27 protein-coding genes, 1 pseudogene and 1 riboswitch are annotated in these 26020 nt (G+C 37.1%); of the genes and pseudogenes, 8 read left to right on the top strand and 20 right to left on the bottom strand.

From position 1 onward, the window contains the following. Positions 1 to 98: 98 nt before the first annotated feature. The 5 genes from rsmI to FHY60_RS03630 all read right to left on the bottom strand — a co-directional run bounded on the left by rsmI (position 99) and on the right by FHY60_RS03630 (position 4029). Positions 99 to 944: a 16S rRNA (cytidine(1402)-2'-O)-methyltransferase gene (gene rsmI / locus FHY60_RS03650; protein WP_139903562.1), complete on the bottom strand. Its 846-nt coding sequence runs from the start codon at positions 942 to 944 to the stop codon at positions 99 to 101. Between the two features lies 1 nt (position 945). Then, positions 946 to 1689, bottom strand: coding sequence for a tRNA1(Val) (adenine(37)-N6)-methyltransferase (locus FHY60_RS03645; RefSeq protein WP_139903560.1), 744 nt, complete (start codon positions 1687 to 1689; stop codon positions 946 to 948). Positions 1690 to 1767: 78 nt separating this feature from the next. Continuing rightward, on the bottom strand, positions 1768 to 2247 hold the full coding sequence (locus tag FHY60_RS03640) for a PTS sugar transporter subunit IIA (RefSeq protein ID WP_139903558.1): 480 nt from the start codon (positions 2245 to 2247) through the stop codon (positions 1768 to 1770). A gap of 102 nt (positions 2248 to 2349) precedes the next feature. Next, on the bottom strand, positions 2350 to 3096 hold the full coding sequence (locus FHY60_RS03635) for a TIGR03943 family putative permease subunit (RefSeq protein ID WP_139903556.1): 747 nt from the start codon (positions 3094 to 3096) through the stop codon (positions 2350 to 2352). Between the two features lie 15 nt (positions 3097 to 3111). Next, on the bottom strand, positions 3112 to 4029 hold the full coding sequence (locus FHY60_RS03630) for a permease (RefSeq protein ID WP_139903555.1): 918 nt from the start codon (positions 4027 to 4029) through the stop codon (positions 3112 to 3114). A 159-nt stretch (positions 4030 to 4188) separates the two neighbouring features. On the opposite strand from FHY60_RS03630, the gene asnS reads away from it, so the two are divergent. Continuing rightward, the gene (gene asnS / locus FHY60_RS03625) at positions 4189 to 5580 is read left to right on the top strand and encodes an asparagine--tRNA ligase (protein ID WP_139903553.1); all 1392 of its coding nucleotides are present in this window, start codon (positions 4189 to 4191) and stop codon (positions 5578 to 5580) included. Positions 5581 to 5759: 179 nt separating this feature from the next. Here asnS and FHY60_RS03620 read toward each other — a convergent pair whose 3' ends face one another. The 3 genes from FHY60_RS03620 to FHY60_RS03610 all read right to left on the bottom strand — a co-directional run bounded on the left by FHY60_RS03620 (position 5760) and on the right by FHY60_RS03610 (position 10362). Beyond that, complete coding sequence (locus FHY60_RS03620) at positions 5760 to 7607, bottom strand: peptidoglycan D,D-transpeptidase FtsI family protein (RefSeq protein ID WP_139903551.1); 1848 nt, start codon at positions 7605 to 7607, stop codon at positions 5760 to 5762. A gap of 119 nt (positions 7608 to 7726) precedes the next feature. Then, entirely contained in the window at positions 7727 to 8242 is a 516-nt protein-coding gene (gene nrdG / locus FHY60_RS03615) for an anaerobic ribonucleoside-triphosphate reductase activating protein (protein WP_139903549.1), read from the bottom strand. A gap of 14 nt (positions 8243 to 8256) precedes the next feature. Then, a complete protein-coding gene (locus FHY60_RS03610; protein ID WP_139903548.1) occupies positions 8257 to 10362 on the bottom strand; it encodes an anaerobic ribonucleoside triphosphate reductase in 2106 nt (701 codons plus the stop codon). Between the two features lie 268 nt (positions 10363 to 10630). Here FHY60_RS03610 and FHY60_RS03605 point away from each other — a divergent pair, with 268 nt between their 5' ends. The 4 genes from FHY60_RS03605 to thiT all read left to right on the top strand — a co-directional run bounded on the left by FHY60_RS03605 (position 10631) and on the right by thiT (position 13438). Beyond that, positions 10631 to 11722: a DUF3048 domain-containing protein gene (locus FHY60_RS03605; protein WP_163215723.1), complete on the top strand. Its 1092-nt coding sequence runs from the start codon at positions 10631 to 10633 to the stop codon at positions 11720 to 11722. Between the two features lie 12 nt (positions 11723 to 11734). Further along, positions 11735 to 12289: an ECF transporter S component gene (locus FHY60_RS03600; protein WP_139903545.1), complete on the top strand. Its 555-nt coding sequence runs from the start codon at positions 11735 to 11737 to the stop codon at positions 12287 to 12289. An 88-nt stretch (positions 12290 to 12377) separates the two neighbouring features. Next, positions 12378 to 12554: a hypothetical protein gene (locus FHY60_RS17780; protein WP_163215722.1), complete on the top strand. Its 177-nt coding sequence runs from the start codon at positions 12378 to 12380 to the stop codon at positions 12552 to 12554. A gap of 39 nt (positions 12555 to 12593) precedes the next feature. Next, positions 12594 to 12696, top strand: a riboswitch (TPP riboswitch). A gap of 79 nt (positions 12697 to 12775) precedes the next feature. Then, positions 12776 to 13438: an energy-coupled thiamine transporter ThiT gene (gene thiT, locus FHY60_RS03595; RefSeq protein WP_139903539.1), complete on the top strand. Its 663-nt coding sequence runs from the start codon at positions 12776 to 12778 to the stop codon at positions 13436 to 13438. A 93-nt stretch (positions 13439 to 13531) separates the two neighbouring features. Here the strand turns inward: thiT and FHY60_RS03590 are convergent, their stop codons facing one another. The 9 genes from FHY60_RS03590 to FHY60_RS03550 form a co-directional block, all read right to left on the bottom strand. Beyond that, positions 13532 to 13723 carry a ferredoxin gene (locus FHY60_RS03590; protein ID WP_139903537.1) on the bottom strand — a complete coding sequence of 64 codons (192 nt, stop codon included), beginning with the start codon at positions 13721 to 13723 and terminating at the stop codon, positions 13532 to 13534. Positions 13724 to 13772: 49 nt separating this feature from the next. Continuing rightward, the gene (locus FHY60_RS03585; protein ID WP_139903535.1) at positions 13773 to 14606 is read right to left on the bottom strand and encodes an Mrp/NBP35 family ATP-binding protein; all 834 of its coding nucleotides are present in this window, start codon (positions 14604 to 14606) and stop codon (positions 13773 to 13775) included. Between the two features lie 15 nt (positions 14607 to 14621). Further along, positions 14622 to 15455, bottom strand: coding sequence for a YhfM domain-containing protein (locus FHY60_RS03580; protein WP_139903533.1), 834 nt, complete (start codon positions 15453 to 15455; stop codon positions 14622 to 14624). A gap of 168 nt (positions 15456 to 15623) precedes the next feature. After that, a complete protein-coding gene (locus FHY60_RS03575; RefSeq protein WP_139903532.1) occupies positions 15624 to 16211 on the bottom strand; it encodes a PsbP-related protein in 588 nt (195 codons plus the stop codon). 74 nt (positions 16212 to 16285) lie between these two features. Then, a complete protein-coding gene (locus FHY60_RS03570) occupies positions 16286 to 17497 on the bottom strand; it encodes a DUF7922 domain-containing protein (RefSeq protein WP_139903530.1) in 1212 nt (403 codons plus the stop codon). A 76-nt stretch (positions 17498 to 17573) separates the two neighbouring features. Continuing rightward, positions 17574 to 18410: a 16S rRNA (adenine(1518)-N(6)/adenine(1519)-N(6))-dimethyltransferase RsmA gene (gene rsmA, locus FHY60_RS03565; RefSeq protein ID WP_423243574.1), complete on the bottom strand. Its 837-nt coding sequence runs from the start codon at positions 18408 to 18410 to the stop codon at positions 17574 to 17576. Between the two features lie 23 nt (positions 18411 to 18433). Further along, positions 18434 to 18970 (bottom strand): ribonuclease M5, encoded by a 537-nt coding sequence (rnmV, locus tag FHY60_RS03560; protein WP_139903529.1) that lies wholly within the window; start codon positions 18968 to 18970, stop codon positions 18434 to 18436. Positions 18971 to 19093: 123 nt separating this feature from the next. After that, entirely contained in the window at positions 19094 to 20134 is a 1041-nt protein-coding gene (locus FHY60_RS03555; protein ID WP_139903527.1) for a 3D domain-containing protein, read from the bottom strand. 283 nt (positions 20135 to 20417) lie between these two features. Then, on the bottom strand, positions 20418 to 21188 hold the full coding sequence (locus FHY60_RS03550) for a TatD family hydrolase (RefSeq protein ID WP_139903524.1): 771 nt from the start codon (positions 21186 to 21188) through the stop codon (positions 20418 to 20420). Between the two features lie 402 nt (positions 21189 to 21590). Here FHY60_RS03550 and FHY60_RS03545 point away from each other — a divergent pair, with 402 nt between their 5' ends. Next, positions 21591 to 21863 (top strand): hypothetical protein, encoded by a 273-nt coding sequence (locus FHY60_RS03545; RefSeq protein ID WP_139906277.1) that lies wholly within the window; start codon positions 21591 to 21593, stop codon positions 21861 to 21863. A 113-nt stretch (positions 21864 to 21976) separates the two neighbouring features. Next, positions 21977 to 22174, top strand: a complete 198-nt coding sequence (locus FHY60_RS03540; protein WP_139903523.1) for a cold-shock protein — start codon at positions 21977 to 21979, stop codon at positions 22172 to 22174. Positions 22175 to 22369: 195 nt separating this feature from the next. On the opposite strand, the gene FHY60_RS03535 is transcribed toward FHY60_RS03540, so the two are convergent. Next, complete coding sequence (locus tag FHY60_RS03535; RefSeq protein WP_139903521.1) at positions 22370 to 23905, bottom strand: DUF445 family protein; 1536 nt, start codon at positions 23903 to 23905, stop codon at positions 22370 to 22372. A gap of 182 nt (positions 23906 to 24087) precedes the next feature. Here FHY60_RS03535 and FHY60_RS03530 point away from each other — a divergent pair, with 182 nt between their 5' ends. Continuing rightward, positions 24088 to 24771: a Crp/Fnr family transcriptional regulator gene (locus tag FHY60_RS03530; RefSeq protein WP_243122214.1), complete on the top strand. Its 684-nt coding sequence runs from the start codon at positions 24088 to 24090 to the stop codon at positions 24769 to 24771. A gap of 317 nt (positions 24772 to 25088) precedes the next feature. Here the strand turns inward: FHY60_RS03530 and FHY60_RS03525 are convergent. Next, positions 25089 to 25247, bottom strand: a pseudogene (locus FHY60_RS03525) (PAS domain-containing protein); the annotation flags it as partial. Between the two features lie 66 nt (positions 25248 to 25313). Next, the gene (locus tag FHY60_RS03520) at positions 25314 to 25868 is read right to left on the bottom strand and encodes a hemerythrin domain-containing protein (RefSeq protein WP_139903519.1); all 555 of its coding nucleotides are present in this window, start codon (positions 25866 to 25868) and stop codon (positions 25314 to 25316) included. Positions 25869 to 26020 lie beyond the last annotated feature (152 nt).

Genomic DNA, 26020 nt, shown 5'->3' with positions numbered 1-26020 from the left:
ACAAACAAGAAAATATATGCTTGTCTAAAGGTGTCTGAATATATTATAAATCATATAATAAAAAGCCACAATGAAAATATTGTGACTTTTTTGAAAAATTATATATTTATTGAGTGGGCATATACTTCTGATTTTGACAACCCTCTATCTTTAGCCACTTTTTTTATGGCGTCCTTTTTATTAAAGCCTTGGTCTATATACTTTAGAATGTGTTCTTCTATAGTAAGTTCCTCCCAAAGAGCTCTTTCTTCTTTAATAATTTCTTCTTCACTTTTCCCTTGAAGTACCAGGACATATTCTCCTCTGGGTTGATTTTCCTTATAATGTGTTATTGCATCATCTAAAGTCATGCGAAGTATCTGTTCATGAAGTTTTGTCAATTCTCTGCATATGGCTATATTTCGATTTCCAAAGCTTTCCCTGAGGAAACTCAAAGTTTCTCTCAAGCGATGGGGTGCTTCATAAAAGATAATAGTTTCCCTGCGGTCTTTTAAATCTTCTACTAAGTTATTCCTATCTTTATTTTCTCTGGGTATAAAGCCCTTAAAGATAAAGGCTGTAGTATCTAGGCCTGAATATACCAAGGCTGTGGTCACCGCTGTAGCACCTGGCAAGACTTCGAAATCAAAGCCTTCCTCTATGCATCGCTTTACTATTACACTGCCTGGATCAGAAATTCCCGGAGTTCCGGCATCTGTCACTATGGCCACACTCTCCCCTGCTTTCAGCCTTTCAATTAAATCTTCACCCTTTTGATTTTCATTATGTTGATGATAGCTGATTAAAGGCTTTTTAATTTCAAAGTGATTCAGCAGCTTCAAGGTCTGTCTGGTATCCTCCGCAGCAATAAGATCAACTTCTTTTAAGACTTCTAAGGCCCGTAAGGTTATGTCCTTTAGGTTACCTATGGGAGTTGGCACCATGTATAACCTTCCCATTCCCATACTATTCCCCTCTTCCGTATATTCTATCTATTTCATCACTATAGCCACCTTCGTCCTTATACACATAAAGAGGCGGCTCCCACTTCAAGAAGGCTCCACCGTCCCGCTGTCCTTCTATAAGAACGATGTTAGGTGCCTTTTTTGTGTTGGGATGAACCATTCTGATATTTTTAGGCTCAATTTTATGTTTTCTCATAGTACATAATATATCTGCCATCCTTTCCGGCCTATGTACCATAAAAAATCTGCCATTGTCCTTCAACAAGATTCGGGATGCAATAATTACGTCTTCTAAACTTGCTAATATTTCATGTCTTGCAATGGCAGTTTTATCCTGAGTATTTATTATACCTGCCCCCTTCAGTTTATAAGGTGGATTTACAGTTACCACATCAGCCTTTTGAAGGTTCTTTAATAATTTCTGTTCCTTCAAATCCCCTTGTATAAAGCTAACCCTATCTCCCAGAGAGTTATATGCTACACTTCTGTTTGCCATTTCCACCATTTCCTCTTGTATCTCCAAACCAACAATGGAGGCTGCCTCAGTTTTGCCCGCGAGAATAAAGGGAATAATACCGGTACCGCTGCAAAGGTCAATTACTCTCATGCCTCTTTTAACCTTTGCAAAATTTGCCAGCAGTACAGCATCAACACCGAATCTGAAGGCTTCCTTCTTTTGAATGATATGTATACCTTTTAACTGTAAGTCATCTAAAGTTTCATCTTCTTTTATCCATTGCTCCATAGTCTCACTCTTTCAGATTAATATAAAAAGTGATATGAAAATCATATCACTATTATAAATAATATACCAATTAATTTGTTATTTCAATTTATATTCTATAACTACATCATTTCCTGCCTGTACTTTCTTTCCTATATTTAAGGAAGTAAAATTCACCATGTCATGGTTAGTTATTAATACAGGTGTTATAAGAGAACAACTTCGGGATTTTACAAAGTTTCTATCCACTTTCAGGATTGGATCTCCGGCTTTAACCTTCTGACCTTCCTCCACTAATCTTATAAATCCTTCTCCACCCAAGGTTATAGTGTCCAGACCAATATGAACAAGAACTTCTACATCATTATCTAGTAGCATACCAAATGCATGATTTGTCTTGAAAATTAAACTTATTTCACCGTCTGCCGGTGCAACAACTATATCGTCTGTAGAATCGATGGCTATTCCTTCTCCTACCATTTTATCTGCAAATATTTCATCAGGAACAGTAGACAAATCCAACACCTTTCCGCTAACCGGTGCCAGAAGTCTAAAATTACGTTTCAAAAAGTCTAACATTTCGTTCCTCCTATACATTTTAAATAACGTATACAGTTATTATAAGCTTACTACCAGGCATTGTCAATGTAACGGAAAAGTTGAAAATTGTTATGAAAAAATCTAGTCCCTATACAGATAGCTGTCCTTAGGCCTTTCAATTATCTTCACCTTCTCCACCACCAGAACCGGGACTTCTCCCTTGGAGGCTTGTTTGAATCTGCCTTTTACCTCTACCCATTGTCCCCCCTTAATGGATGAGGATTTATTGTATTGACTTCTTATACCAATAATTTCTGTATCAGCTGCACAGCAGGAAACTACCATTCGTGACAGCAGGAAACTATCCCATATATCTTTTTCCTTTACAACAAAGCCTTTTATTATTACGGACTTATCTTTATAGTCCTCCAGGTGTCCGTATATTTCTTTTATAGTAGTAAAAAAGTTATCGTTGTTGAATATTATATGGTCATTCTCCATAAGCATATTGCCATCACCATGGGAATGTGAGTGGTCATGGTGATGTTCCCCGGTACTTAGGGATTTATAAAACATTAAATTAACGCCTCTGTTAATAGCTGAACTTTCACTGAGTTCTGTAGGTTTAAAAAACAAATAGATTACCACAGGTATTAAGAATAGAATATATCCGTATTTTATCTCTTCACTGTAGCCAGCCTTAAATATATTAATAAAATTATATATCAGCATTACTGCAATAGCAGCTGCTCCAAATATTGAGTATTTTACCATTTCAGGATGTATGAAATTTCTGATATCACCGTTGTAAATCATTCTGGTGAAGGTATATAGCAAGAGAAATAGTACCGCAGACCATACAGCTGCATCTAGATTTAATCTCTTCATAACTACTTCACCTCCTTATAAACCATAGGGCAGTAACGACAGTGTGACGGCAGCTAGGAAGCAGATGGAGGTTATCACAAATATGAGCTTTATTACAAAATTCAGTTTAAAATTGGATAGCAGCATTATTGCATTCTTTATGTCTATCATTGGCCCAAAGATTAAAAAAGCCAATACCGAGCTTCCCGTGAATTGATTAAAGAAGGTTCTACCTATGAAGGCATCTGTTTCAGAGCAAATAGACAACAGGAAGGCTATGAGCATCATTGTTATGATAGAGCTCACTCTTCCTTCTGCGATGCTTAACACGGTTTCTCTTGGTATGAAGGATTGAAATATGGAGGACAGCAAGGCTCCAATTATGAAAAAACGTCCTATTTCATAGAATTCCTCACTTACATGTCCTACTATTCTCTTTATGATACCTTCTTCATGATGACCAACACAATCATGATGATGGCCACAGTGTTCATGTGTGTGGTGATAGTGATGTATTTCATCCTTCAGCGGATTTTTACCGGTGAGTTCTCCAGCTAAGAAACCAATGATCATAGAGCAGATAATCCCCAGAATAAACCTTAGAAAGGGCATATGTGGATATCCCAAAAAACCGTAGTATGTAGACATAAATACCACCGGGTTTACTATAGGCACTGCAGTCATAAAGGTAATTGCCATCCCTATTGGCATTCCCTTTTTCACTAACCTTCTGACGATTGGAATGATAGCGCATTCACATACGGGAAAAAAAATCCCGGCCACTGCCATAGCCAGATGAGATAGAAACCTGCTTCTGAACCGGAGTCTGCTTATAGTATCCTCTGATATTTTTAATTGTATGATGGATGAAACAAGGGCTCCCAATATCAAAAACGGAAATCCTTCTAGAATTAAACTGATAAAAATAGTGCCAAAATTTTTAATTTGGTCCATTTAGTACCCCCTATATAATTGTTATACTTTTATACATACTAATTTATGAGCATATAAGTCACTTTAGTCTTTATAAATGCTAAAAAAACTTGCAAATTACATATTTTGCGTTATACTTTTAATTATCGGATTAAAAACTGAAAGGATGGTACTTTTAACATGGAAAACATTTTAGTGAAGGAGTTATACAGAAACACCGAAGCTTACATAGATAAGACCGTTACTGTTTCCGGATGGGTGAGAACTCTGAGAGCCTCCAATGCTTTTGGCTTTATAGAGTTAAACGACGGAAGTTTTATTAAGAACATTCAGATTGTATTTGAGCAGAAGCTAGAAAACTTTAAAGAGATATCTAAGTTAAATGTAAGTTCTTCAATAAAAGTTACGGGAAAGTTAGTGGCAACCCCACAGGCAAAGCAGCCATTTGAAATCCAGGCAGATGCTGTAGTTATTGAAGGTCTCTCTACACCGGATTATCCTCTGCAGAAGAAGAGACACAGCTTTGAGTTCCTAAGAGAAATTGCTCATCTCAGACCAAGAAGCAATACCTTCTCAGCAGTATTTAGAGTGCGTTCTTTAGCAGCTTATGCTATACATAAGTTTTTCCAGGAAAGAGGCTTTATATATACACACACACCCATCATAACAGGTAGTGATTGTGAGGGTGCTGGTGAAATGTTCAGAGTTACCACTCTGGATTTAAATAACGCTCCAAGAACTAAAGAAGGAACCATCGACTTTGAAGAAGACTTTTTCGGAAAAGAAACTAACCTTACTGTAAGCGGTCAGTTGGCAGCAGAAGCTTATGCCCTAGCTTTCAGAAATGTTTACACCTTTGGACCAACTTTTAGAGCTGAAAATTCAAATACTACAAGACATGCTGCAGAGTTCTGGATGATTGAGCCTGAAATGGCCTTTGCAGACTTGCAGGATGATATGCGACTGGCAGAAGATATGATCAAATATATAATTAATTATGTTATGGAAAATGCTCCAGAAGAAATGCAATTCTTCAATCAGTTTATAGATAAAGAGCTTTTAGAAAGATTAAACAACGTAGTTTCTTCAGACTTTGCCCGTGTTACTTACACTGAAGCAATAGAATTATTAAAAAATTCCGGAGAACAGTTCTCCTATCCTGTAGAATGGGGTGCTGACTTACAGACAGAACATGAAAGATACCTAACAGAAAAGATATTTAAAAAGCCGGTATTCGTAACAGATTATCCAAAGGATATAAAGGCCTTCTATATGAGATTGAATGATGATAATAAGACAGTTGCGGCTACTGACCTCTTAGTACCAGGTGTAGGTGAAATAATCGGAGGAAGCCAAAGAGAGGAAAGACTTGAAGTATTGGAAAGAAGAATGGATGAACTAGGTCTTAAGAAAGAGGATTACTGGTGGTACTTAGAGCTGAGAAAGTACGGCGGAACAAAACATGCCGGCTTCGGTCTGGGCTTTGAAAGAATAATAATGTACATCACAGGTATGAGTAATATCAGAGACGTAATTCCATTCCCAAGAACACCTAAAAACGCTTTATTCTAATTAGTAATGAGTAATGTATAATGAATAATTTCGGTGGATTTTTCTCCACTTACGTTTCCAAAAATCTCTAATATTTTAAAATCATCATGCAAATTGCATGATGATTTTTTAATTAAAGAAATTCAGCCAAATGGCTGAATTTCATCCTTAATTACTCATTGCTCATTACTAATCACTAATTAATCCAGTTTTGTTTGCTGTTTGGCGGCTTCCTTCCCAACTTCCTCCGGATAGCTAGGGTAGATGCCCATAATTGTAAAGAGTTCCTCAAAGAGCTGTCTTGCAGCTGGAACTGCTGTCAAGGAAGCGTAGTACTTTTCCGGGTCTGGTTCTTCTATAGTTACTATCAGTGTAACTTTTGGATCATCTGCAGGAGCCATTCCTGCAAAGGAGGATATATATTTACCCTCCAGGTATCCTCCGGTAACTGTATCAACCTTGCTGGCTGTTCCGGTCTTTCCGGCAATTCTATAGCCAGGAATATCTGTAGCTGTGGAAGTTCCCTCTTTTACTACCTTTTCCATATAGGTTCTAAGTTCTGCTGCTTGATCTTTACTCAGTACAGTTCTCACATCATAGTTGTCATACTGCTTGTCAACAACTTTTTCTCCATTTTGGTAATGATACACTTCTTTCATAAGATGAGGTCTAATCCAAGTACCTCCATTGGCAACGGCATTAAAGGCTGCCAGATACTGTAGTTGAGTTACAGCTAATCCATGTCCATAAGCTATGGTAGCTATGTCAACAGGTCCAATATTATCAAGACTTCTTACCACACCAGCGCTTTCTCCAGGCAAGTCTACACCGGTCTTGGTGCTAAAGCCCATGAGCTTTAAATAATTATATAGATTTTCCTTACCGATCTTTTCCGCTAATTGAACAAAACCTACGTTGCAGGAGTTTTTGATTATATCAGAAATGTCCTGTAAGCCGTGTCCCTCTCTCTTATCACAATAAAGAGTTATACCTGCTACAGTTATGCTGCCACTACAATAAAATTCTTTACCTCCTTCTAAAGAATGATTATGTAGAGCTGCGGCTGCAGTTATTACTTTAAATATAGACCCCGGCTCAAATACATCACTTATAGCTCTATTCTTCCACAATTCCTGTATATCCTGGTCCGTATCTGCACCAGCATTAGGATTATTAGGATCATAACTTGGATAGTTTACCATGGCCAATACTTCACCAGTCTTGGGGTCCATTATGGTTATTCTGACAGAAGCGGCTTTGTTATCTTCAAGAGTTTTCTTAGCCACCCTCTCAGCCAGTTCCTGTATTCTTTCATCTATGGTTAGCATGATACTCTTTCCATTAATAGGTTCTATCACTACGGACTCAGTATATGGCAAGCTGTTGTTAACAGCATCGGTTTCAACAACTTTTACCCCCGGCATTCCGGTTAGTTCCTGATTATAACTTAACTCTATCCCGGTTACCGGGTCTCCATTCATATTTATGTGCCCTAACACATTGGCAAGGAAGCTTTCGTTGGGATAGAACCTCTTTATATCATCAGAGATTATGATTCCCTTCAGCTTAAGTGCCTTTACTTTTTCTACAGTATCCATTTCTGCCATGCGTTTAAGAGATACAAATTGAAGCGGTTCCCCATTACTGTCCTTGCTATCCATTATCTTTTTCATTTTAGCCTTGTCCATGTCTAGAATATCTGCCAAATCCTCAGTAACAGCCTCTTCAGAAAGCTTGGCCTTCTCAAGATAGGATTTAAGTACACTTAAATCCGCATCTATTCTATACACTTTTAAACTTGTAGCCAGTTCAGATCCATTTCTATCTACAATAGTGCCCCTCTGAGGAGCAATTTCTATGTTTTTTATCTGGCGCTTCAGGGCAATAAGCCTGTATTCTACTCCCTCAAAGCCCATTAAATATATCAATCTTCCAATTAGTCCAACAAATAAAGCAGAAATACCTAATGCAATAACAAAAAGTCTTCCTTTTTTAATTTTAGGTTTATTTTTTGGTTTTACTCTATGTTTAATTTTGTTTTCACTCAATATTATCACCAGCCCGTATAGTTAATCTGCATTATATGTTTCTTCACTTTCAATTATACCACTTAATAAATGAATATTTAATACTCAACTATTAACAAAGGGAGCCCTTGGGCTCCCTTTTAGTAATCCAGCGTAAGTACCTTACCATATTTGAGACTATTTTTCACATCTATTATTCTTTGATTGGCTGAGCCCCTATATTTTAGACCTTCCGGCCTGTTATCCTGCTCAAATCTTCCATCCACCAGTACATCTATACTGTTTAGAAATTCCTCCCAGCCCTTATACTTATGGGCATTTTCTCTTATGTACTCAAAGGTATATCCAGTATAGGACCATATATTTAGTCCCTTTTCCTTTAGCTTTGCTGCTATATATGCAAATTTATCTGCCTGCTCTAGGGGGTCTCCGCCACTGAAGGTCACTCCCTTAAGCATTGGATTTTTCAATATATCTGCTACCAGATCATCAGCACAAAAGGTCTTTCCTCCATCAAAGCAATGGGTATCCGGATTGAAGCAGCCCTTGCAGTTATGTCTGCAGCCTTGAGAAAAAAGCACTCTCCTTATACCGGGGCCATTTACTAAACTTTCGTAGGCGATGCCGGATAATCTTACATATACCTTTTCTTCCATAATCCTTCACCTTCTTAGTAAGTATGTTTTTTGGTGACGTGAGAGATTCTGTCTGCTCTCTCTGCCTGCTTGCCGGCACCAAATCTTTCATCTAAGCTCAGGTAACCGGTAACCCTTGATACTCCTTGTAAATTATGACTTCCGCACTTTGGGCACTTGCTTTGTGAGACGTTCAAATATGTTCCGCACTCTCTGCAGTATCTTATATGGAAGTTAATCCCCATATAGCTTATATTTGTATGCTTGTAAGCATAGTCTAAAATGTCCATGATTACATCGCCGGTAGGCATGTCATCCAATTCTATGTAAGTGATGTGACCGGCATTACATAGCTTGTGGAAGGGAGCCTCAATATCAATCTTATCCTTTATTGATATTGGAAAACCAACGGGAACGTGGTAGCTGTTTGTGTAATAGTCCTTATCAGTAACCCCAGGTAGCATACCAAATATCTTTCTATCCTGAAGTATAAATCTTCCGCTTAGGCCCTCTGCGGGTGTTGCATAGGTACTCCAGTTCAGCTTATCTTCCTGGGTAATTTTATCAGTGTAATTTCTTATGTGAGTTATTATTCTCAAACCTAATTCTCTTGCACTTTCATCCTCTGCATGATGTTTTCCTATTAAGGCAGTTAAAGTTTCTGCCAAGCCAATGAAACCTATGGACCAAGTTCCCTGTTTTAATATGGGCTCAATTGAATCCTCCGGTGAAAGATTTTCTGACCCCTTCATCAGTCCCTGACCTGCAACGAAAGGTAGGTCCTTTACTTTTAGTTTCTTTAATATTCCATATCTATGCATCAAAGCTTCTCTTGATAACTCCAATCTGTTATCCAGTAGTTCAAAGAATTTATCTATATCACCTTTTGCCAGAATACCCAGTCTTGGCAAGTTTATTGTGGCCGGTGCTATATTTCCTCTTCCCTTTGTGCCCTGTTCTCCGTTTATATTTGATATAACATAGGTTCTACAGCCCATGGTTGCAGGCAGTATACCTTTTTCGTAATAAGCTTTGTTAAAATCTGAATCCAGATTCATAAATGTTGGATTCATTCTCTTTGCAGCTACCCTACAAGCCAGCTCATATAAATAGTAGTAAGGGTCTTCCTTCTCTCTGTTTACCCCTTCCTTCACTCTGAATATGATGTTTGGAAATATAGGCTGCTCTCCTTTTCCCAATCCTTTTTCATATTCAAGAAGGAATATCTCACATACCAGGGCTGCATCTGCAGTTTCCGGTATTCCTATGTTAATTGATGAAAAGGGTACCTGCGACCCTGCTCTGGAATGCATTGTGTTCAGGTTATATACAATTCCCTGCATGGCCTGAGCTACTGTTTTTCTTAACTTCTTATGGATTTGAACTGATATCTGTTCTTCTGTAAGCCCTAATTCCTCAAGTTCTTTCCTTATTTCCTGTCTGGTAGGCTCTACGAATATCCCCATATCATTATCAAAATCCGGATGAGACTGGCCTCCGAACATATCGTTTTGAGTTGATTGCAGCAATATACAGGATAGCTCTGCAGCAGATTCAATTCTCTTAGGTTTGTTAATTGTACCATAGCCGGTATTAAAGCCTCTTTCCAGTATCTCTCTGGTTGGTATATGTAAACAATTTGTGGTCAAATTGTAGCTATCTAGATCATGGTAGTATACATCTCCGTTTTCATGGGCCTTTGCCAGATGCTTTGGCATGGATGCAAGGTTATGCCACTTGTTAGACTCACTAGCGATTCTCAGCAATTTTGAACTAAAGTTGTTTCCTACATTAGCGTTATCTCTATCTGTTTCTACCCCAATTTGTTTGATGGCTTTCATTAAGTCAGATTTAATTTCTCTTATCTTGGTTCTTTCTTTTCTGTAATTTGAATATGCATTCCCTATTTCTATGAAGCCGTTTTCAATTAATGTCTCTTCTACAAGATTTTGAATCTGTTCCACTGATACATCTTCACATTCTAAATCCTCAAGCTTTTTGATAACCTTCTGTGTTAAATCAATGGCTTCACTTTCTTTTAATTGAAAAGCTATCTCTTGTGCAGCACCTTTTATAGCTTCTGTGATTTTGATGGAATTGAAGTCTGCCTGTCTTCCGTCCCTCTTCACAACATGTAGCATATCACTAACCCCCATTACACAATATATAGTACTTTGCTATTATACTCTACTAAAAAAATATTGGCAATTTGAAAATATTCCTTTCTATTCAGCTACAACATATTACTTCAAAATACCTCCTTATTTTACCGTTTTTTATATTCATATTACTGTTGACATTGGTAACTTTCATAATTTTATATCTTTTACATATAAATACAGTTGTGGTATACTTTTTATATACTCAATGTGCAAGTTAAAGATTAGCTGCAAGACTGGAGGTTTGTTGATGAATAACAAGACAAGACGAGGACGGAATATGGGTATTAGACTCCTTACAACAGTTTCGTTACTTATTGTGGGCTCTATAGTTGGATATTTAGCCCTGGGAGATAGAGAAGAGTCTGAAACTGCAGCTCCGGTAATAAGCCAAAAAGAGGCACAGCCGACTCCTACTCCTTCAACTGCTCCACCACACGAGAAGGAAATGGAAAAACTCCCCAAGTATCTATCCCCCTATACAGGAGAAGAAATTTCAAAGGAAACACGTGAGAACATACCTTTTATGGTTATTATCGAAAACTCAAGGGCTTCACGTCCACAATCCGGGTTATCGGAAGCAGACATTATTTATGAAACTATGGCTGAAGGAGGAATCCCCAGATTCATTGCTGTTTTTCATTCCTCTTCGCCAAAGGAAATCGGTCCAGTCAGAAGTGCCAGACCTTATTTTCTAACCCTTGCCAAGGAATATAACCTGCCTTTTGGCCACTGTGGCGGCAGTGCAGAAGCCTTGGACATTATAAAAGATGAGAAACTTATGAGTATGAATGAATTCAGCTATGGTGGTTACTATTGGAGAGATGACAGCCGAAAGGCCCCTCATAATCTCTATACCTCTGCTGATAAGTTAAGAAGACTTATTACCAATAAAAGTATGATCCAAGTGCCAGCTTCTTCTCTGATATTTAATATGGATTCCTGGAATAAAAGTCTTGCCTCAGCAGAAAATGTAGACTTAAAGCTAAGCCCGTACTACAGCACTTCCTACAGCTACAAGGATGGCCTATACTATAAATATATGGACGGCATCATTGCCACAGATAAGTCCAACGGTAAAGAATTAACCGCTTCCAACATAGTAATCCAAACTACAGATATAAAGATTCTTGATGATTACGGACGACTAGATATAAAGCTGGCAGGTGCAGGCACCGGTTATGTCATAAGCGGGGGCAAGTGCATTAATGTAATTTGGAGTAAGGCTGATGATAAATCACCAACAGTATTGAAAGACGAAAAAGGTAATGCCATAGCTCTTACGCCCGGTAAAACCTGGTGGCATATTGCTGATAATAATTTAAAACTAGAAATAAAATAGGAGTGATGTAACATGAAAATGGATATTAGAAAACTTACTAGAACCTCTCTTTTGCTTGCTTTGGCAATTGTTTTTCAAACCATAGGTAGAGCCTATCCCATATTAAGCCAGTTCTTTGTGGGTCCAATGGTGAACACTATCTTTATAGTTTGTCTTATAATGAATGGCTTAGGCTGGTCTGTACTAGTAGCAATGCTGACTCCGGTACTGGCTTGGTCCCTTGGACAGCTTCCTCAACCCCTAGGCCCAATAATTCCCGTTATAGCCTTGGGCAATATTACCTTCATTATTGTATTTCATTTTGGACGTAAGCTTATTAAACGTGAAATGTTGCTCACTGACTTGATTTCTGTAATCTGTGCTGCTTTTCTGAAATTTTGCGTAATTTTCTTCGGAGTAAAAGCCCTCCTGCAGCTGCTAAGCCTGGCTCAGCAAGCAGAAAAAGCCGCCACCAAGCTAATGGGAATAAATCAGTTTATCACAGCCTTGGCTGGCGGAATAATAGCGCTAGCTATCGTTAAGCTAATGGAAAACAGACTGAAAGGGCAAATGAATACTTCACAATAGCATAAGCTATTTTCGAAACTGAAGGAAAAGGTCACAAAAAGTATAATTGTACAGAATTGCCGCACAATATATGTGAGGTGATTCATTTATGAAAGGTAAAGTTCTGGATAAAAATATTACCGATGCTTTTATTGCATTAGAAACGGGGGAAACCATTGACGTTTCAACGTCTCGTCTTCCGAAGGACGTTAAGATTGGAGATACTGTGGATATACCCATCAACAATACTTCTATAAGCAATGATAAGCTTGTTGACTTTTTCTAGATAATATAATAATATTAACTTAGCAATAAAATAGTATAAATTGGTTGCTAGGGGTGCCTCGGGCTGAGAAATGAATTTTTATTCGTTAACCCTCAAACCTGATCTGGTTAGTACCAGCGTAGGGAAGCAGAGATGAGAAGTTTATCTTAGCTATTATCCATACGGGTAATAGCTTTTTTAAATTTCCTCCCGTAGTGCTCCTTTGAAAAGGAGGTATTTTTATGAACAAGCTTTTCGAAAGTTTGAAAAGTTTACCTGAAAATTTCAATGAAATTTTCAAACATCCCACTTCTATAATTACACTTATGGGTGTAGTTGTACTTATACTGGCTGTAATAAAAATTAAGTCAGTAAAAATCAATACAAGGATTATGGCTCAAATAGGTATTGTAATAGCACTCTCCACTGTACTAAGCATGATTGCAATAGTAAAGATGCCTTATGGGGGCAGTGTGACCCTTGCAAGCATGGTACCAATAATACTTTTATCCATGGTGCACGGGCCGGAGATTGGCTTGCTGGCAGGATTTTTGTACGGCATTGTCCAATTTATCTTGGGACCATATGTGCTGCATCCTATACAAGTACTTTTCGATTATCCTCTTCCTTTCATGGCCTTAGGTCTGGCTGGATACTTCAAGGATAACAAAATACTTGGAACCGTGACTGCAGTAGGTAGCAGACTCCTTTTCCACTACCTGGCAGGTATAATATTCTGGGGAAGCTATGCTTCGGAATATAACATGTCACCATATATATATTCCCTCTTATACAATGGTGCATACTTACTGCCTGAATTAATTATCTCCGCAGTAATTATAAACTTGGTACCAATTAAAAGCCTTAAGAAGATTTTAATTGGCACCAGCAGCTCTGCAGCATAAAGTCAAATATATATTTCTGAAGGCTAAAAGCGGGCATTGCCCGCTTTTTTCATCCTGTATGTGCATTCTTGATTTTTTTCTGTATGTTTATGTTTACTCTTCTACAGCTATAGCATTAACTGGACAGCTGCTTTCAGCTTCCTTTGCACTATCTTCAGCACCAGATGGAACCTCATCACCTATTGTGCCAGCTTTACCATCATCCTGCATTTCAAAAACCTCAGGACAAATAGATGGACATAGTCCACATCCTATACAAGTATCCTTATCAACTGCTGCTTTCATACAGACACCTCCAAGATTTATATTATTAATTTGTTCATACAAATATATTCTATACTATTTTACCAATAATATTCTTATAATTAAAGGTATTAAAAATATACCTTTCTACTTCACCATTCTCCATGCTCTCTGTTAAATCCAAATCCATGGGTAACTCTGCTATCAGTGGTAGACCTAAGTACTGAGCCTGTTCCTCTGCAGTTTTTTTGCTGAACAGTCTTATTTTTTCTTCACAACTACCGCATTTAACATAGGACATATTTTCTACCACCCCTGATATTGGCACGTTAAGCTTTTGAGCCATTATAACAACCTTTTTTACAATCATGGATACCATGTCCTGTGGTGTTGATACAATTATTAATGAAGTTAATGGAAAGCTCTGCATTACTGTGAGGGCAATGTCTCCTGTACCCGGAGGCATATCTATAAGCAGATAATCCAGCTCTCCCCAGATTGTATCTGAAAACATCTGATTCAGAACTCCATTTATTACTGGTCCTCTCCAGATTACAGGCTGTTCTTCTTCCTGAGTCAGTAAATTCAAGGATATTACCTTTATTCCACTGTTGCTCCTCACTGGCTCAAACCTGATTTCATCTTTATTTTCACCCGGCAGTATTTGAGCTCTCTTATCTTGTATCCCAAAGAATCTGGGCATGGACGGCCCTGTTATATCCGCGTCTAATACGCCCACACTAAAACCTTGTTTTACAAGCTCTAGGGCAGTAAGTCCTGTTACCGTTGATTTACCTACACCGCCTTTACCGCTTATAATTCCAATAATACTCTTTATATTGCCAAACTTAGGGAAGAGTTTTGAGCAGGAATCTCCTACAGTACTGCAACTCCCCTTGCTTGCACAATTATCACATTTACTCATGTGTTCACAACCTTTCTAGAACTTATCCGGCTTTGTGTCAGTGATCCGGATCTCCCATTCTCCATTTTCATGGACATTATTGATGTAGTATTTTGTTTCACTGTTGTCCTTTTTATCATATACCGTCATTATTGCTTTGTAAACCGTGGTTTTATAGCCTTGGGTCTTTATAGTCACCAATACATCGAATTGATCGCTATTTTTTTCTACTAGCTTTGCAGTGGTCATTGTTTCAGCCAGATTTTCCTTAAACTCCTCAATCTCCAAGGATAACATATACTTGGCAGCCTCAATATCCTGTGACAAGTCAATACCCACATTGCTGCTGTTTTTCGTAATATTGCCGCCATATTGCTCAAGAAAGGAGATTATGGAGCCATAGTAAGTAGTTTTAAACTCCCTGGGAGCTCTATAGTTCCAGAGATTTTTTATTATGTCATAGTCTATTCTTTTGGATACTATGTAAGTATTTTCTTGATTGTATAAATTTCCATAATCATTTTTATCTATTCCGGTTATATAGTTAAATGTATGTATTGTCCCGCCTTCATGTATTTCAAAGATATAGTCCGGCTCTAAGGAAGACTTTTGCTCCACTTTTTTCGCAGAGGATAGTATTTCATAAAGTTCTCGAATGGTCCTCTTATCGGTAACAATAAATCTAAATCCCTTGTCCCTGGTACTCTGTATAATAATTTTGTCCGCCTTATTGTCTTTAATATACTCAAAGTCATTATTCTTTAGTCCAACCTTTAGTTTTAATTGCTCAATCTTACTGCAGCCTATTGAGGCTGTAAGCATTATTAAGGTTAAAGTTAAAATGGTTAACTGCTTTAATCTCACTTTCATATATAAGGGCTGTTTGGTGACAGCTCTCTCCTTTCTTTAGGTTATACTTTAAATTATCTGCCTGAAGCTTGAACCGCATTATTATAATTAAAAAGAGAAGCATTAAGCTTCTCTATACTATAAATAAAATTATAATACTATTAGTATAATTTATCAAACATAATTGAACTACTTCTTTTCAAAGTTATTTACTATAGCTTCAAAAATAGTTGGCATATTTTCTCTAAAGTTATCTTTATTTACATAAAAAGCCATTCTAAAGAATGTATCACCTTGATCTATAAAATATTCATAGGCTTTAATATTGTTTCCGCTGGGAGTTATGGCATTGTAGGTCAACAGATATGCCGGCTCGCCTTTTACTTCCACGGGTTTATATTTATACTCACTTACCCTGTCCGGCTTAAATCCGCTTCCCTTACTGTTTTCAATGAAAGTTTTCAGGTCCATTTGCCTTAATTTCCACAACTCTGCAAAGCCATAGATATCAGCTTCTTTTGAAATAAAACTACTATGGTATAAAATTTCTCCCCCACCTAAATCCTCCACGGTATTTTCCCATGTACTCGGAAGCTTATATGCCAGATTGCTGTTATCAATGTCAAATTGCTTCAAAGTCTCTAAGCCGCTTTGCATCAAGGCCGTCATTTTTAGTCTGTTGCTGAGCCGTATTTCAGCCCCCATCAGCACTAGCATAAGACCAATAATGATGATTGTTACGCCTAGTCGTTTCCTATTTAATACAATTACCTTCATTCCTCATATTCTCTCCCTAAAAGTATTAATGCTAAATTATATTAAAACTTCTGGGAAAATATAACCTATGAGTTTTAAGGTTTCTTTACAGGTATAACAATAGTTGAGGTTCTGAAATCATAGAACATTAACCAGTAACCGAATTCCTGTCCCCTTGTATCTAAATTATTTTCCGATACCCAGGTTACAAAGCCTGATTTACCACCAAAGGGCTGATCCTTTATATCTCTGGTGCCCGGTATTCCATACACAATATATTTCATTTTACCTGCATCATCATATTTGTAGCCCAATAAGTAGTGTCCATGATTCTTAATATAGGGATAGTAGCTTATCATAGGATAATAAACTATTGTATACTTGTTATAGTCAGAAACGTTGCAGAGATCTTGCAAGCCATTAACCTTTACCCTATACCATCTGCACTTTTTAATTTCGTTACAGATATTCTTAACTTCCTCAAAGTCCTCAGCCACTAATCTGAAGAATTCTCCAACTGTTCCTATTGGATACTCAACTTCCTTAACTGTCTCTTCACGCTCTTTTCTAATATCCTGCCCATTAAAAGTAAAATCCGCTTCTTCTTCAGTCTCAGCAGGGCTTTCTTGGTCAGATTGTACTGGGGGTTTATCACTATTTTCTGCTTTTTGCTCCACCTGAAGCTTTAACTTTTCCTGACGTATTTCCTCTATTTTATCTTCATATTCATCAAAAATAGCTGTATGTGACTCAATGTTTTCAGCTACATCAGCAACATTGCTGACTTCAACTATTTTCTTCTCTGTGTCTTCATTTTTCACGCCCTGACTGTCTGTTGCTTCATCCTCCGCAGAAGCTTTGTGTTCGTTCCTGCTTTCATCATATATTTCAAAGTTTCTCCAATCTGCAGGAGCATCTGAAGTCACAAAACCACTCATGACAGAGATGATGCCATTTTCATCCTGTTTAACCACAGCAGCGCCGGTTACCAGGTCTAAGTCTAACCCGCTTCCCGCTATATTGCCCGTATTATACTCATATGTTACCTCTGCCCTTCCATGCTCATCTATGTTCATTATTCCCAGTTTAATTAACTTTTTTGCGTCTTTCTTACTACAAATCAAAACCATATAATAGGGCTCAAAGTCCTTTTTTAGGTTTTGTACATAATAAGTAACCTTACACTTATCATTTTTTGTCTCCAGCTTAGTATAACCGGAAGGCAACTTATCTGGAGATTCAGAATATCCGTTCTGGTCCTGTTGTAATATGATAAAATATCTACTATAGACTTTTTTCTGTGCCACCCTAATGTACCTCCATTATATTTATTCAATATAATATATGAAGCACATCAGAAAAAGTGACCACTAAGCCAAAATTTTATTGTAAGTCCTTAATGGCATCTGCCAACCTTGCAAATTCCCCAATGGATAGAGTTTCTCCCCTTCTTCTCGGATCGATTCCCGCTATTTCAAAAGCCTTTGTTATATCCTCCTTACTGAGTTTTACGTTTTTAAGGGCATTAGAAAGGGTCTTTCTTCTCATATTAAAGGAATCCCTTATCAAATCAAAGAACAGTTTCTCATCCTTAACCTTAACCCTTGGTGTCTCCAATCTTTCCAGGTTTATTACCATTGATTCTACCTTAGGCTGAGGAATAAAGCTGCTGGGAGCTACTTTTCTGATAATCCTGGTGTTGCAGTAGTATTGCACAAGCAGTGTAAGGGAACCATAATCCTTTCCTCCGGGAACAGCATCTATACGTTCCGCTACTTCCTTCTGAATCATAATGGTCAAGGATTTAAAGGGATATCCCCCTGTTAACAACTTTAATATTATGGGTGTTGTTACGTAATAAGGCAGATTAGCTACCAACTTGACACTGTTTTCTTCTCCGATTAACTCATTGAAATCCACCTTCAAAGCATCCTTATTTATAAGGATAAAGTTATCAAAATCCTTTAACTCATTCTGCAAAATCGGTATTAAGTCTGAGTCCAATTCTATAGCACATACCTTCTTTGCCTTCTTAAGCAATTCTCTGGTTAATGTGCCTACGCCCGGTCCAATTTCAATTACAAAGTCATCTTTACAAATTTCAGCCCCTTCAACTATATCTTCTAAAACTGAATCATCTATTAAAAAATTCTGTCCCAAACTTTTAGTGAATTTAAAGCCATACTTTCTGACTATATCCTTGGTATTGTAATTATCCATCCTATCAATCTCCATACTCATATTTATTCTTCTATCTTTTTTATAGCCTTAACAAATTCTTCTTTTGTTATTCCAAAGTTATTTAGTCTCGATAGAAATGCCACAGCATTGCCATAGCCTATACCTAATATTTTACCCAGCTTTGCCCTTCTTTCTCCGGCTTCCTTGGTACCGGTCAACTTAAAATAAAACAGATCCTGCATTGTGAACTCAGTCCTCTTTTCCTTGGTTTCACAATGTGCATTTTCCAAGGCTTCAATAATTGCCTTTGGTGAAGCGTTTTCCACCCCTACATCTCCATCCTTAGTACCTTCCTTTCTTGAAATGTAGGCATGCTTCACGCCTTCAACTCTTTTGGCAATGATTTTTCTTATCTTATCACCGGCAAAATCCGGGTCTGTAAGGATGATAACTCCCTGCCTGTCCTGGGCTTCCCGAATCTTGCTTATGATTTTTTCATTAATACCAAATCCACCTACTGCTATAACTTCTGCGTCCACAGCCCGCTTTACCGCAGCAACATCGTCCCTTCCTTCAACTATTATAACTTCCTTTATCATTTCACTTACTTTTCCTCCAAGTTATCTAATTCAGTATGTCTATATATGTACATTTTTATTATTTCCTAAATTGCTTAATAATGCAATCTATAAGTCCATAATAAAATAGAAGCCCTTAGGCTTCTATTTTAAGATGTATACATTTTTGTATTTTACTCCCCACTTCATGGCTTCGCTATGTGTATCAAAATAGACATCAATTTTGCTGCCTTTTATAGCTCCACCAACATCCTCGGTTATGGCAAATCCATAACCTTCAACATATACCTTTGTTCCTAGGGGAATAACATTGGGGTCCACAGCAATAGTGCTGTATCCATTTGGGTCTCGTTTAGCAATTGTTCCTGTAGCCGTTATAGCATACCCATCGCTCGTCCTGTGTTTTCCTGTACATTCGTAACAAGGACAATATGCTGTAGCCTTAACTCTAATTGCTTTTCTGTAAAGAACCTGTTCACCACCACGAGATACATTCAGCACTCCTAAAGTACCTTGAAGTAATACCTTCTGAACCGGCTGTTTTGTAATTGCATCACTAATAACGGTTCTGGCTACTTCTTTTCCATCTTCGTAAACTACCCTGGTAGTAATTTCTCTTTCTCCAGGCTCACCTTCCTGCACAACCTTTGTAACATTGCTGGCAAGATTGTTGTCCTTTCTTATCTCTGTAGCATAGTCAATGGTTTGAACATCCTTAACTATCTCAGAGGTTACTCGTGTGATGGTAATATTCATACCATCGGTGATGGACTGAGTCTTTAACGGAGACACTCTGTCATAGTCACTTACAGTGATACCTTCAGCCAACAGCATATCTTCAATGCTGGATTCTGCGGTAGCAATCTGCAGTGTTTTTCCATCTACTGCAACATTTACATTTACAGCTCTCTTTATTATTATTTTATCTCCATCTTTAACCTCGCTGTCTAAACCGGGTTGGATTTTATCCTTTGGCCCTACAGTTATGTTGTTTCTTTCCAATGTTTTTTCAACACTGGAAGTGTAAGTTATTATATTTGCTTCTTCTCCGTCAATTATAACTGTAACATTCTTTCTCATGTTATACAGTACTGTTACACAACCAATAATTAACAGTACTAACATGAAAGTAGATTTGGAGCCAATGGCAAAAAACCTCTTTAGATTCTTGCTTAGCTTTTCCATGAAACTTTTCCTCCCTTTTTACAGAAGCACTTCAAACTCAAAACTCTAAATGTCGCTTCTGTCTGTAATTCGACTGTTTCTAATGCACCCTGTGCATAAAAATTATAATAAATTGTATGATGCCTAATTACATTTCACAGTCTCATATACAGTGGGATAAATCATAACCCGGTAAAAAATGGCTACATCTAATTATATGCCAATTTTTCCATTTATAAACATGTTGTTTTAATTTAACATGAATTACCAACTTCAAATAGCACTGTTTTATTCTACACTATAATTACAAATTTAGCAAGTCCCCAATATTTTCTCTAGTCTTATAGCACATTTCCTCTACTGTAACACCCTTTATTTTAGCCATTTCTTCCAGAATGTAGAGTATGTAGTCAGAACGGTTTCTCTTTCCCCTATAAGGTGTAGGAGCCATATACGGACAATCTGTTTCCACAAGCAACCGATCCATAGGTACTTCCTTAACAACCTCAACTATTTTTTTTGCATTCTTAAAGGTTACCACACCGGTTATGCCTATATAATACCCTTCCTTAAGACACTGCTTTGCAAATTCAACACTTCCTGAAAAGCAGTGGAGTACCCCTTTAACCTTTGGAAATTCTTTAATAATCTTTAAGGTATCCTCATGGGCTTCCCTGTCATGTATTACCACTGGCAAGCCTAGCTCCTCCGCTAAAGCCATCTGTTTTCTGAAAGTGCTTTGCTGAACTTCTCTTGGCGGGTTTTCTTCCCAATAATAATCAAGACCTATTTCACCAATAGCCTTTACCTTTTGGTGCTTAGCCATGGCTTTTATCTCTTCAAAAACAGCTTCATCAAGCTGATCTGCATGTTCAGGATGTATACCTACTGCTGCATAGAATATATCATATTTTTCTGCCAGTTTTAGGGACATTCTAGCACCTTCAATAGTTGATCCGCAGTTCAGTACTCCTACAACACCGGCCTCTTGAATTTCCTTTATTACCTGTTCCCTATCTTCGTTAAAATCACCATCATCGTAATGAGCATGAGAATCAAATATATTAAGCTTCATAATACCACCCCGATTGATTTTCTTGGTAACTATGATACCTTAACCATTGTGGAAAAACAAGACTTAATGGAAAGAAGTATATGGCTCTGTTTTAGGAATGTGTTGATGAGCAATTAAAACCTGTTCATCAATTGTTCTCCAAAACAATAAGGTATGCGCTCGTATATCTGAAGTTCAGTCGAAATAATCATTTTTAATGATGACTAATACAAAGCAACTCTCTAAGTCCCCCCCCTTTTTCGTGTTCCACCTGTTCTCCGTGGATTCCGTGTTAAAATTTATTACTTCTCAATTTTCATTTAAACCGAATTTGGGTAGCTATTGCAATCATAAATATAGTATAATTACAAATAAAAGTAAGGAGTGACTAATTTGAAAAGATTTAAAAAAATCCTGTTACTAATGATGTGCATTTTAATGGTAAGTATATTGTTTACAGGTTGTATTCCCGGTGACGGTAGTTACAGTTCATCTGATCCGGCGAACTTTTTATCCGGTATCTGGCATGGTTGGATTGCGCCTATATCCTTGGTAGGATCACTATTTAACAGCAAGCTGAGAATTTATGAGACAATAAATACCGGTTGGTGGTATGACTTTGGATTTTACATAGCAATAATCAGCGGATTTGGTGGAATTTCCTTAAGCAGAAAGAAGAAAAAGTCTAAACAGTAATTTTCCTCCTGAAGTAATTCTTCTTAAAGTATAATTATCTCAATTTTAGTTAAACTATAATTGGGCAATAATTATAGCCCACGCATTTTTTTATTTTTAGGAGGTTTTTCACAATGGAAGGTACAGTTAAATGGTTCAATGCACAAAAGGGATTTGGTTTTATAACTACTGATGAGGGCAAGGATGTGTTTGTTCATTATTCAAGTATTATAAGTAACGGCTTTAAATCCCTAGAGGAAGGTCAAAAAGTACGTTTTGATCTTACCGAAGGTGAAAAGGGCGAACAGGCTACAAATGTAACTAAAATTTAAGGCATAGCCTATTTTCTTGTATATGATGCATTTGGAGAATTCTGCAGAAAGCTGAATTTAACACAAAAGCCCCTCGTCCTTGTATAAACAAGGACGAGGGGTAAACTCCGCAGTACCACCTTTGTTTGTATAAAAATACACACTCTATAAAGCACATATATATATTCATAGTCAAGAATTTTCTTTTTTATTTCACTATCTGTATAGTGCTGATAAAAGAGGTGATAGGATTCCCATTATAGCACCCAAAAGTGCTCCTAGCCAGGTTATGGCGTTGAGTTCTCGTTTTGCTATGGATATTATTATTTCTTCTGCGAATGCAACGTCAAAGGAATTTATACGATCTTCCACTATCTTTGGTATATCCATAGCTTCAATGACAGCTAAAGCATCTTTCTCCAGGAATTTATTAAATATACCTTCCCAAGCTTCAGTTGCAATATCAATCACTACATCCACTTCTTCACCTATGAGCTGAGCAGGAGATACCTTTAACAGTTCCTCTATAAGCTTTGATAATAGACTCTCCAACAGGTCACAAAATCTTTCTCCTTCAGCAAATTCAACTAATTTCTTTAAAATAAATTCAGAGGATAAATTCACATAGTTGTCATTAATAGTTGAAAGTAATTCGTCTAAGGTTGTATATTTTGAAGTGGACTGCTCTAATTCCCTGAATATCTTTTCTATGAAGGCATCAGCGAGCACCTTTTCAGAGAGTAAAGTCACTAGTCCCTCTGTCACTATTGTCCTGTCCTCCACAGAAACCTTTTTGAAAAGTTCAGTTATTTTCTCATTGGTAAGCTTATCTATTCCATCATTTATTAAAAGAGCTATATTTCTTTGATTTTCATCTTCTTTAAAGTATTCTTCCAAGGCCCCTATCAGCTTGGCATAAACCCCATCAACCTTTATAAAGGCTGCCACCAGAGGATTTAGATTTGTATTTATCATGGAGGAGATAGCACTCTTTAACCTCTCACTGACTGAGGGCTGCTTCAGCATCTCATGTATTGTGTCACAAATATCTTTTCTTGAACTGTATACATAGACCTTTAGTGAAGCAGTAATACCTTCCGGTATTACATCCTTTATAGTCTTATCTGAATTCTCAAGACTTTCTATTCCATTTTCTATGTATCCTTTTAACTTATTTCTGAAACTATCAGAGTCTCTTAGCTTTTTTAATTTCTCTATGGTAAATTCCTTAGTTTGAGATAAATAAGCACTGCTGGTAATATATTCCATAGGCACCCTGCAGACTTTGCCTATAAACTCCTTAAGCACAATTTCAAAATTTTCTCTGCTGGCTGAGGTTAAGACAATTTCCCTAATTTTCGCCACAGCCCGTGAGTTTATATTTTCTATGAGCCCATGATACCTGTCCCCAAGAGTGTTTTTCAACAGTTCCTTTAAAGAAGTACTGTTATTTTTTATCGCTCGTACCTTTTCGCTAATCCACTTTTTTATATGGTTATCCATCTTTTCATTGGCAAGGGCTTCTACCAGGGTCTCTTTGGTCAGAAGATGCTCTCCTATGGTCTTTCCAACACTGGCTGATATTCTATACCTTTCTTTTGGTATAAGACCGGGTGTGAAGGGTAATCTTTTTCCCAGAATCTTTATTTCTTTATGCGGCCTAAACAACATCTTTATTGCCAGCCAATTAGTTATGTATCCGATAGCTGCCCCGATAAAAACAGAAATAATATAGTTCATTATATACTTCATAGTATACCTCTCACCGTAAATACTTAATATTTGATTAACATAATACTATTATTATAGTTTTACCTTTATATTAATTCAATACTGGCAGCATTAATTATTCATTGAGGAAATATGGTTGAAAGTTTGTTCATAATCATATATGATTAATAATGATTATCAATTAAATATCGGAGGAAGTAATTATGAATATAAGTACCTATATAGTCGATCTTGTCAAGATGCCTCTATTTAGAGACTTTAAGCCGGAAGAGCTGATGGAGTTTTTTACTTCATGTGACTATTCTATAGCCTCATATGGTAAGGACGATATGATTTTTATTGAAGATGAGACTTGTTCAAATTTAAGTATAGTATTAGAGGGCATGGTTGAAATTCAAAAGATCGATGCTTCGGGAAAAATACTGACAGTAGCTCAGTTTGAACAGGGAGATACTTTTGGCGAGAATCTTATTTTCGGAGATAAAAACCTTTACCCCATGACAGTGGTGTCAAAGTCAAAATCTATGGTATTACATATACCAAAGACTTCCGTTGTGGTACTTTGTCAGAAGAATACAACCTTTCTTTATCAATTCCTCAGAGCCCTTTCTAATCGAGCTGTTAACCTAAGTTCAAAGCTAAAACAGGTAACCTTGAAGACAATAAGGCAAAAGATTTGTGAGTTTCTTTCTAACAAGTATGAAAAGTCAGGTAAAGTACAAGTAAAGCTTGGCATGTCAAAAAGGGAGTGGGCAGATAAGATGGGGGTTCAGAGACCCTCCTTGTCAAGAGAATTAATTAAGATGAAAGATGAAGGTATTATAGACTATGACAAGGATACAATAATAATATTGGATTTGGAGGCCTTAGAAAGAAATAAAATTTAACACATTCTTCACAGTTTTATATTTCAATTTGTCCAAAAATGTGATAGACTTAAAATAGAGTTAGTCATTTTTTTAACAATCATTGTTGCTCAATTTAACACATCTTTTATATCTCATTGGCATCAAATTATGTTATAAAGTCCTGCTGAAAAAGGTGATTCATTGTTTCACCCCATTCCGAATGAATGCATGTATTTCTACAGGACTTTGTATAACTAGGATGTTCCCCGCATACTTCAACCGGAACATCCTTTAAATTTTTCTTATACTAATCAACCAATCTCTTTTCACCGGTTATTTCCTGAATTGGTGTTCTAAACAACCTCTTCCACCACGTGTACACTGGCCGGCGGAAGACAATTTTGTACCTTTGGTCCAATAACAGCTTTCGTCCTGACAAAAATACGTTCAGAACTGTTTGAGAAATATTTCACAATATCATCCTTATCCACAAAGGTAATGTCCAAGTGAAAGGTATGGACCGGATGTCCCGGAGTATGTTCAGGATGATGAATTTCTTCAATGGAGCCCAAATACCCATATTATAGCCACTTACTCTCTAATTCCTCCACTATGGTAATATACTTCTTTTGCAAGTTTTCGCTTTCTGCAGTGTCTTCAACCTTTTTACAGCTTTCATTTACATAATTCATAGCGTCTTCTTTAAGAGAACGTCTAGCAAAGGTATATATTACTTTATCTTCCTTATCGATGTGTCTGTTAAGCAGATCTGCATATCCTATGGCATTGGCAATAACATCAACTCTGGAATCCAAATCACCGTTCTTAACTCTTCGAAGGGCTTCATCCAGATTCTTGATAAATAGTCTTCCAAAGTCATGCTCTACAAGCATCCCTGATACTGGAGCACCTGCAAGAGTTTCCCCAATGTCCTCCCGCATCTTTTTAAAGAGTATTTCCTCTTCTTTATTGTGGTGATGTTTGTCTGCATAGTTTCTTACAAACTCAATTATTCTCTTAAAGTCCTCGAAGGGAACCTCATTTCCATTCAAAACCCCAATGCTTATCTTTCTTATAACCGCTAAGGTTCTTTTTATATACTTGTGCTCATACATCATCAGCTCGATTGCATCCATTTTTAACATCTCCTTTAATTTATATTCATTAGCTAAGCGCTACACCATTACAATCACTTTTAAAGTACCTGTAACTACTTATAAAAAATAGTTTTCCCTAATTATATAAAAGAAATTCATATCATTATAATACGCCTTATGCTTCCAATAGT

The sequence above is a fragment of the Clostridium thermarum genome (assembly GCF_006351925.1).
In the GTDB taxonomy this organism is placed as follows: Bacteria; Bacillota; Clostridia; order Clostridiales; family Clostridiaceae; genus Clostridium_AU; species Clostridium_AU thermarum.
Note: the sequence above shows the minus strand (reverse complement) of the source record. Positions and strands in the feature narration are given on the sequence as shown.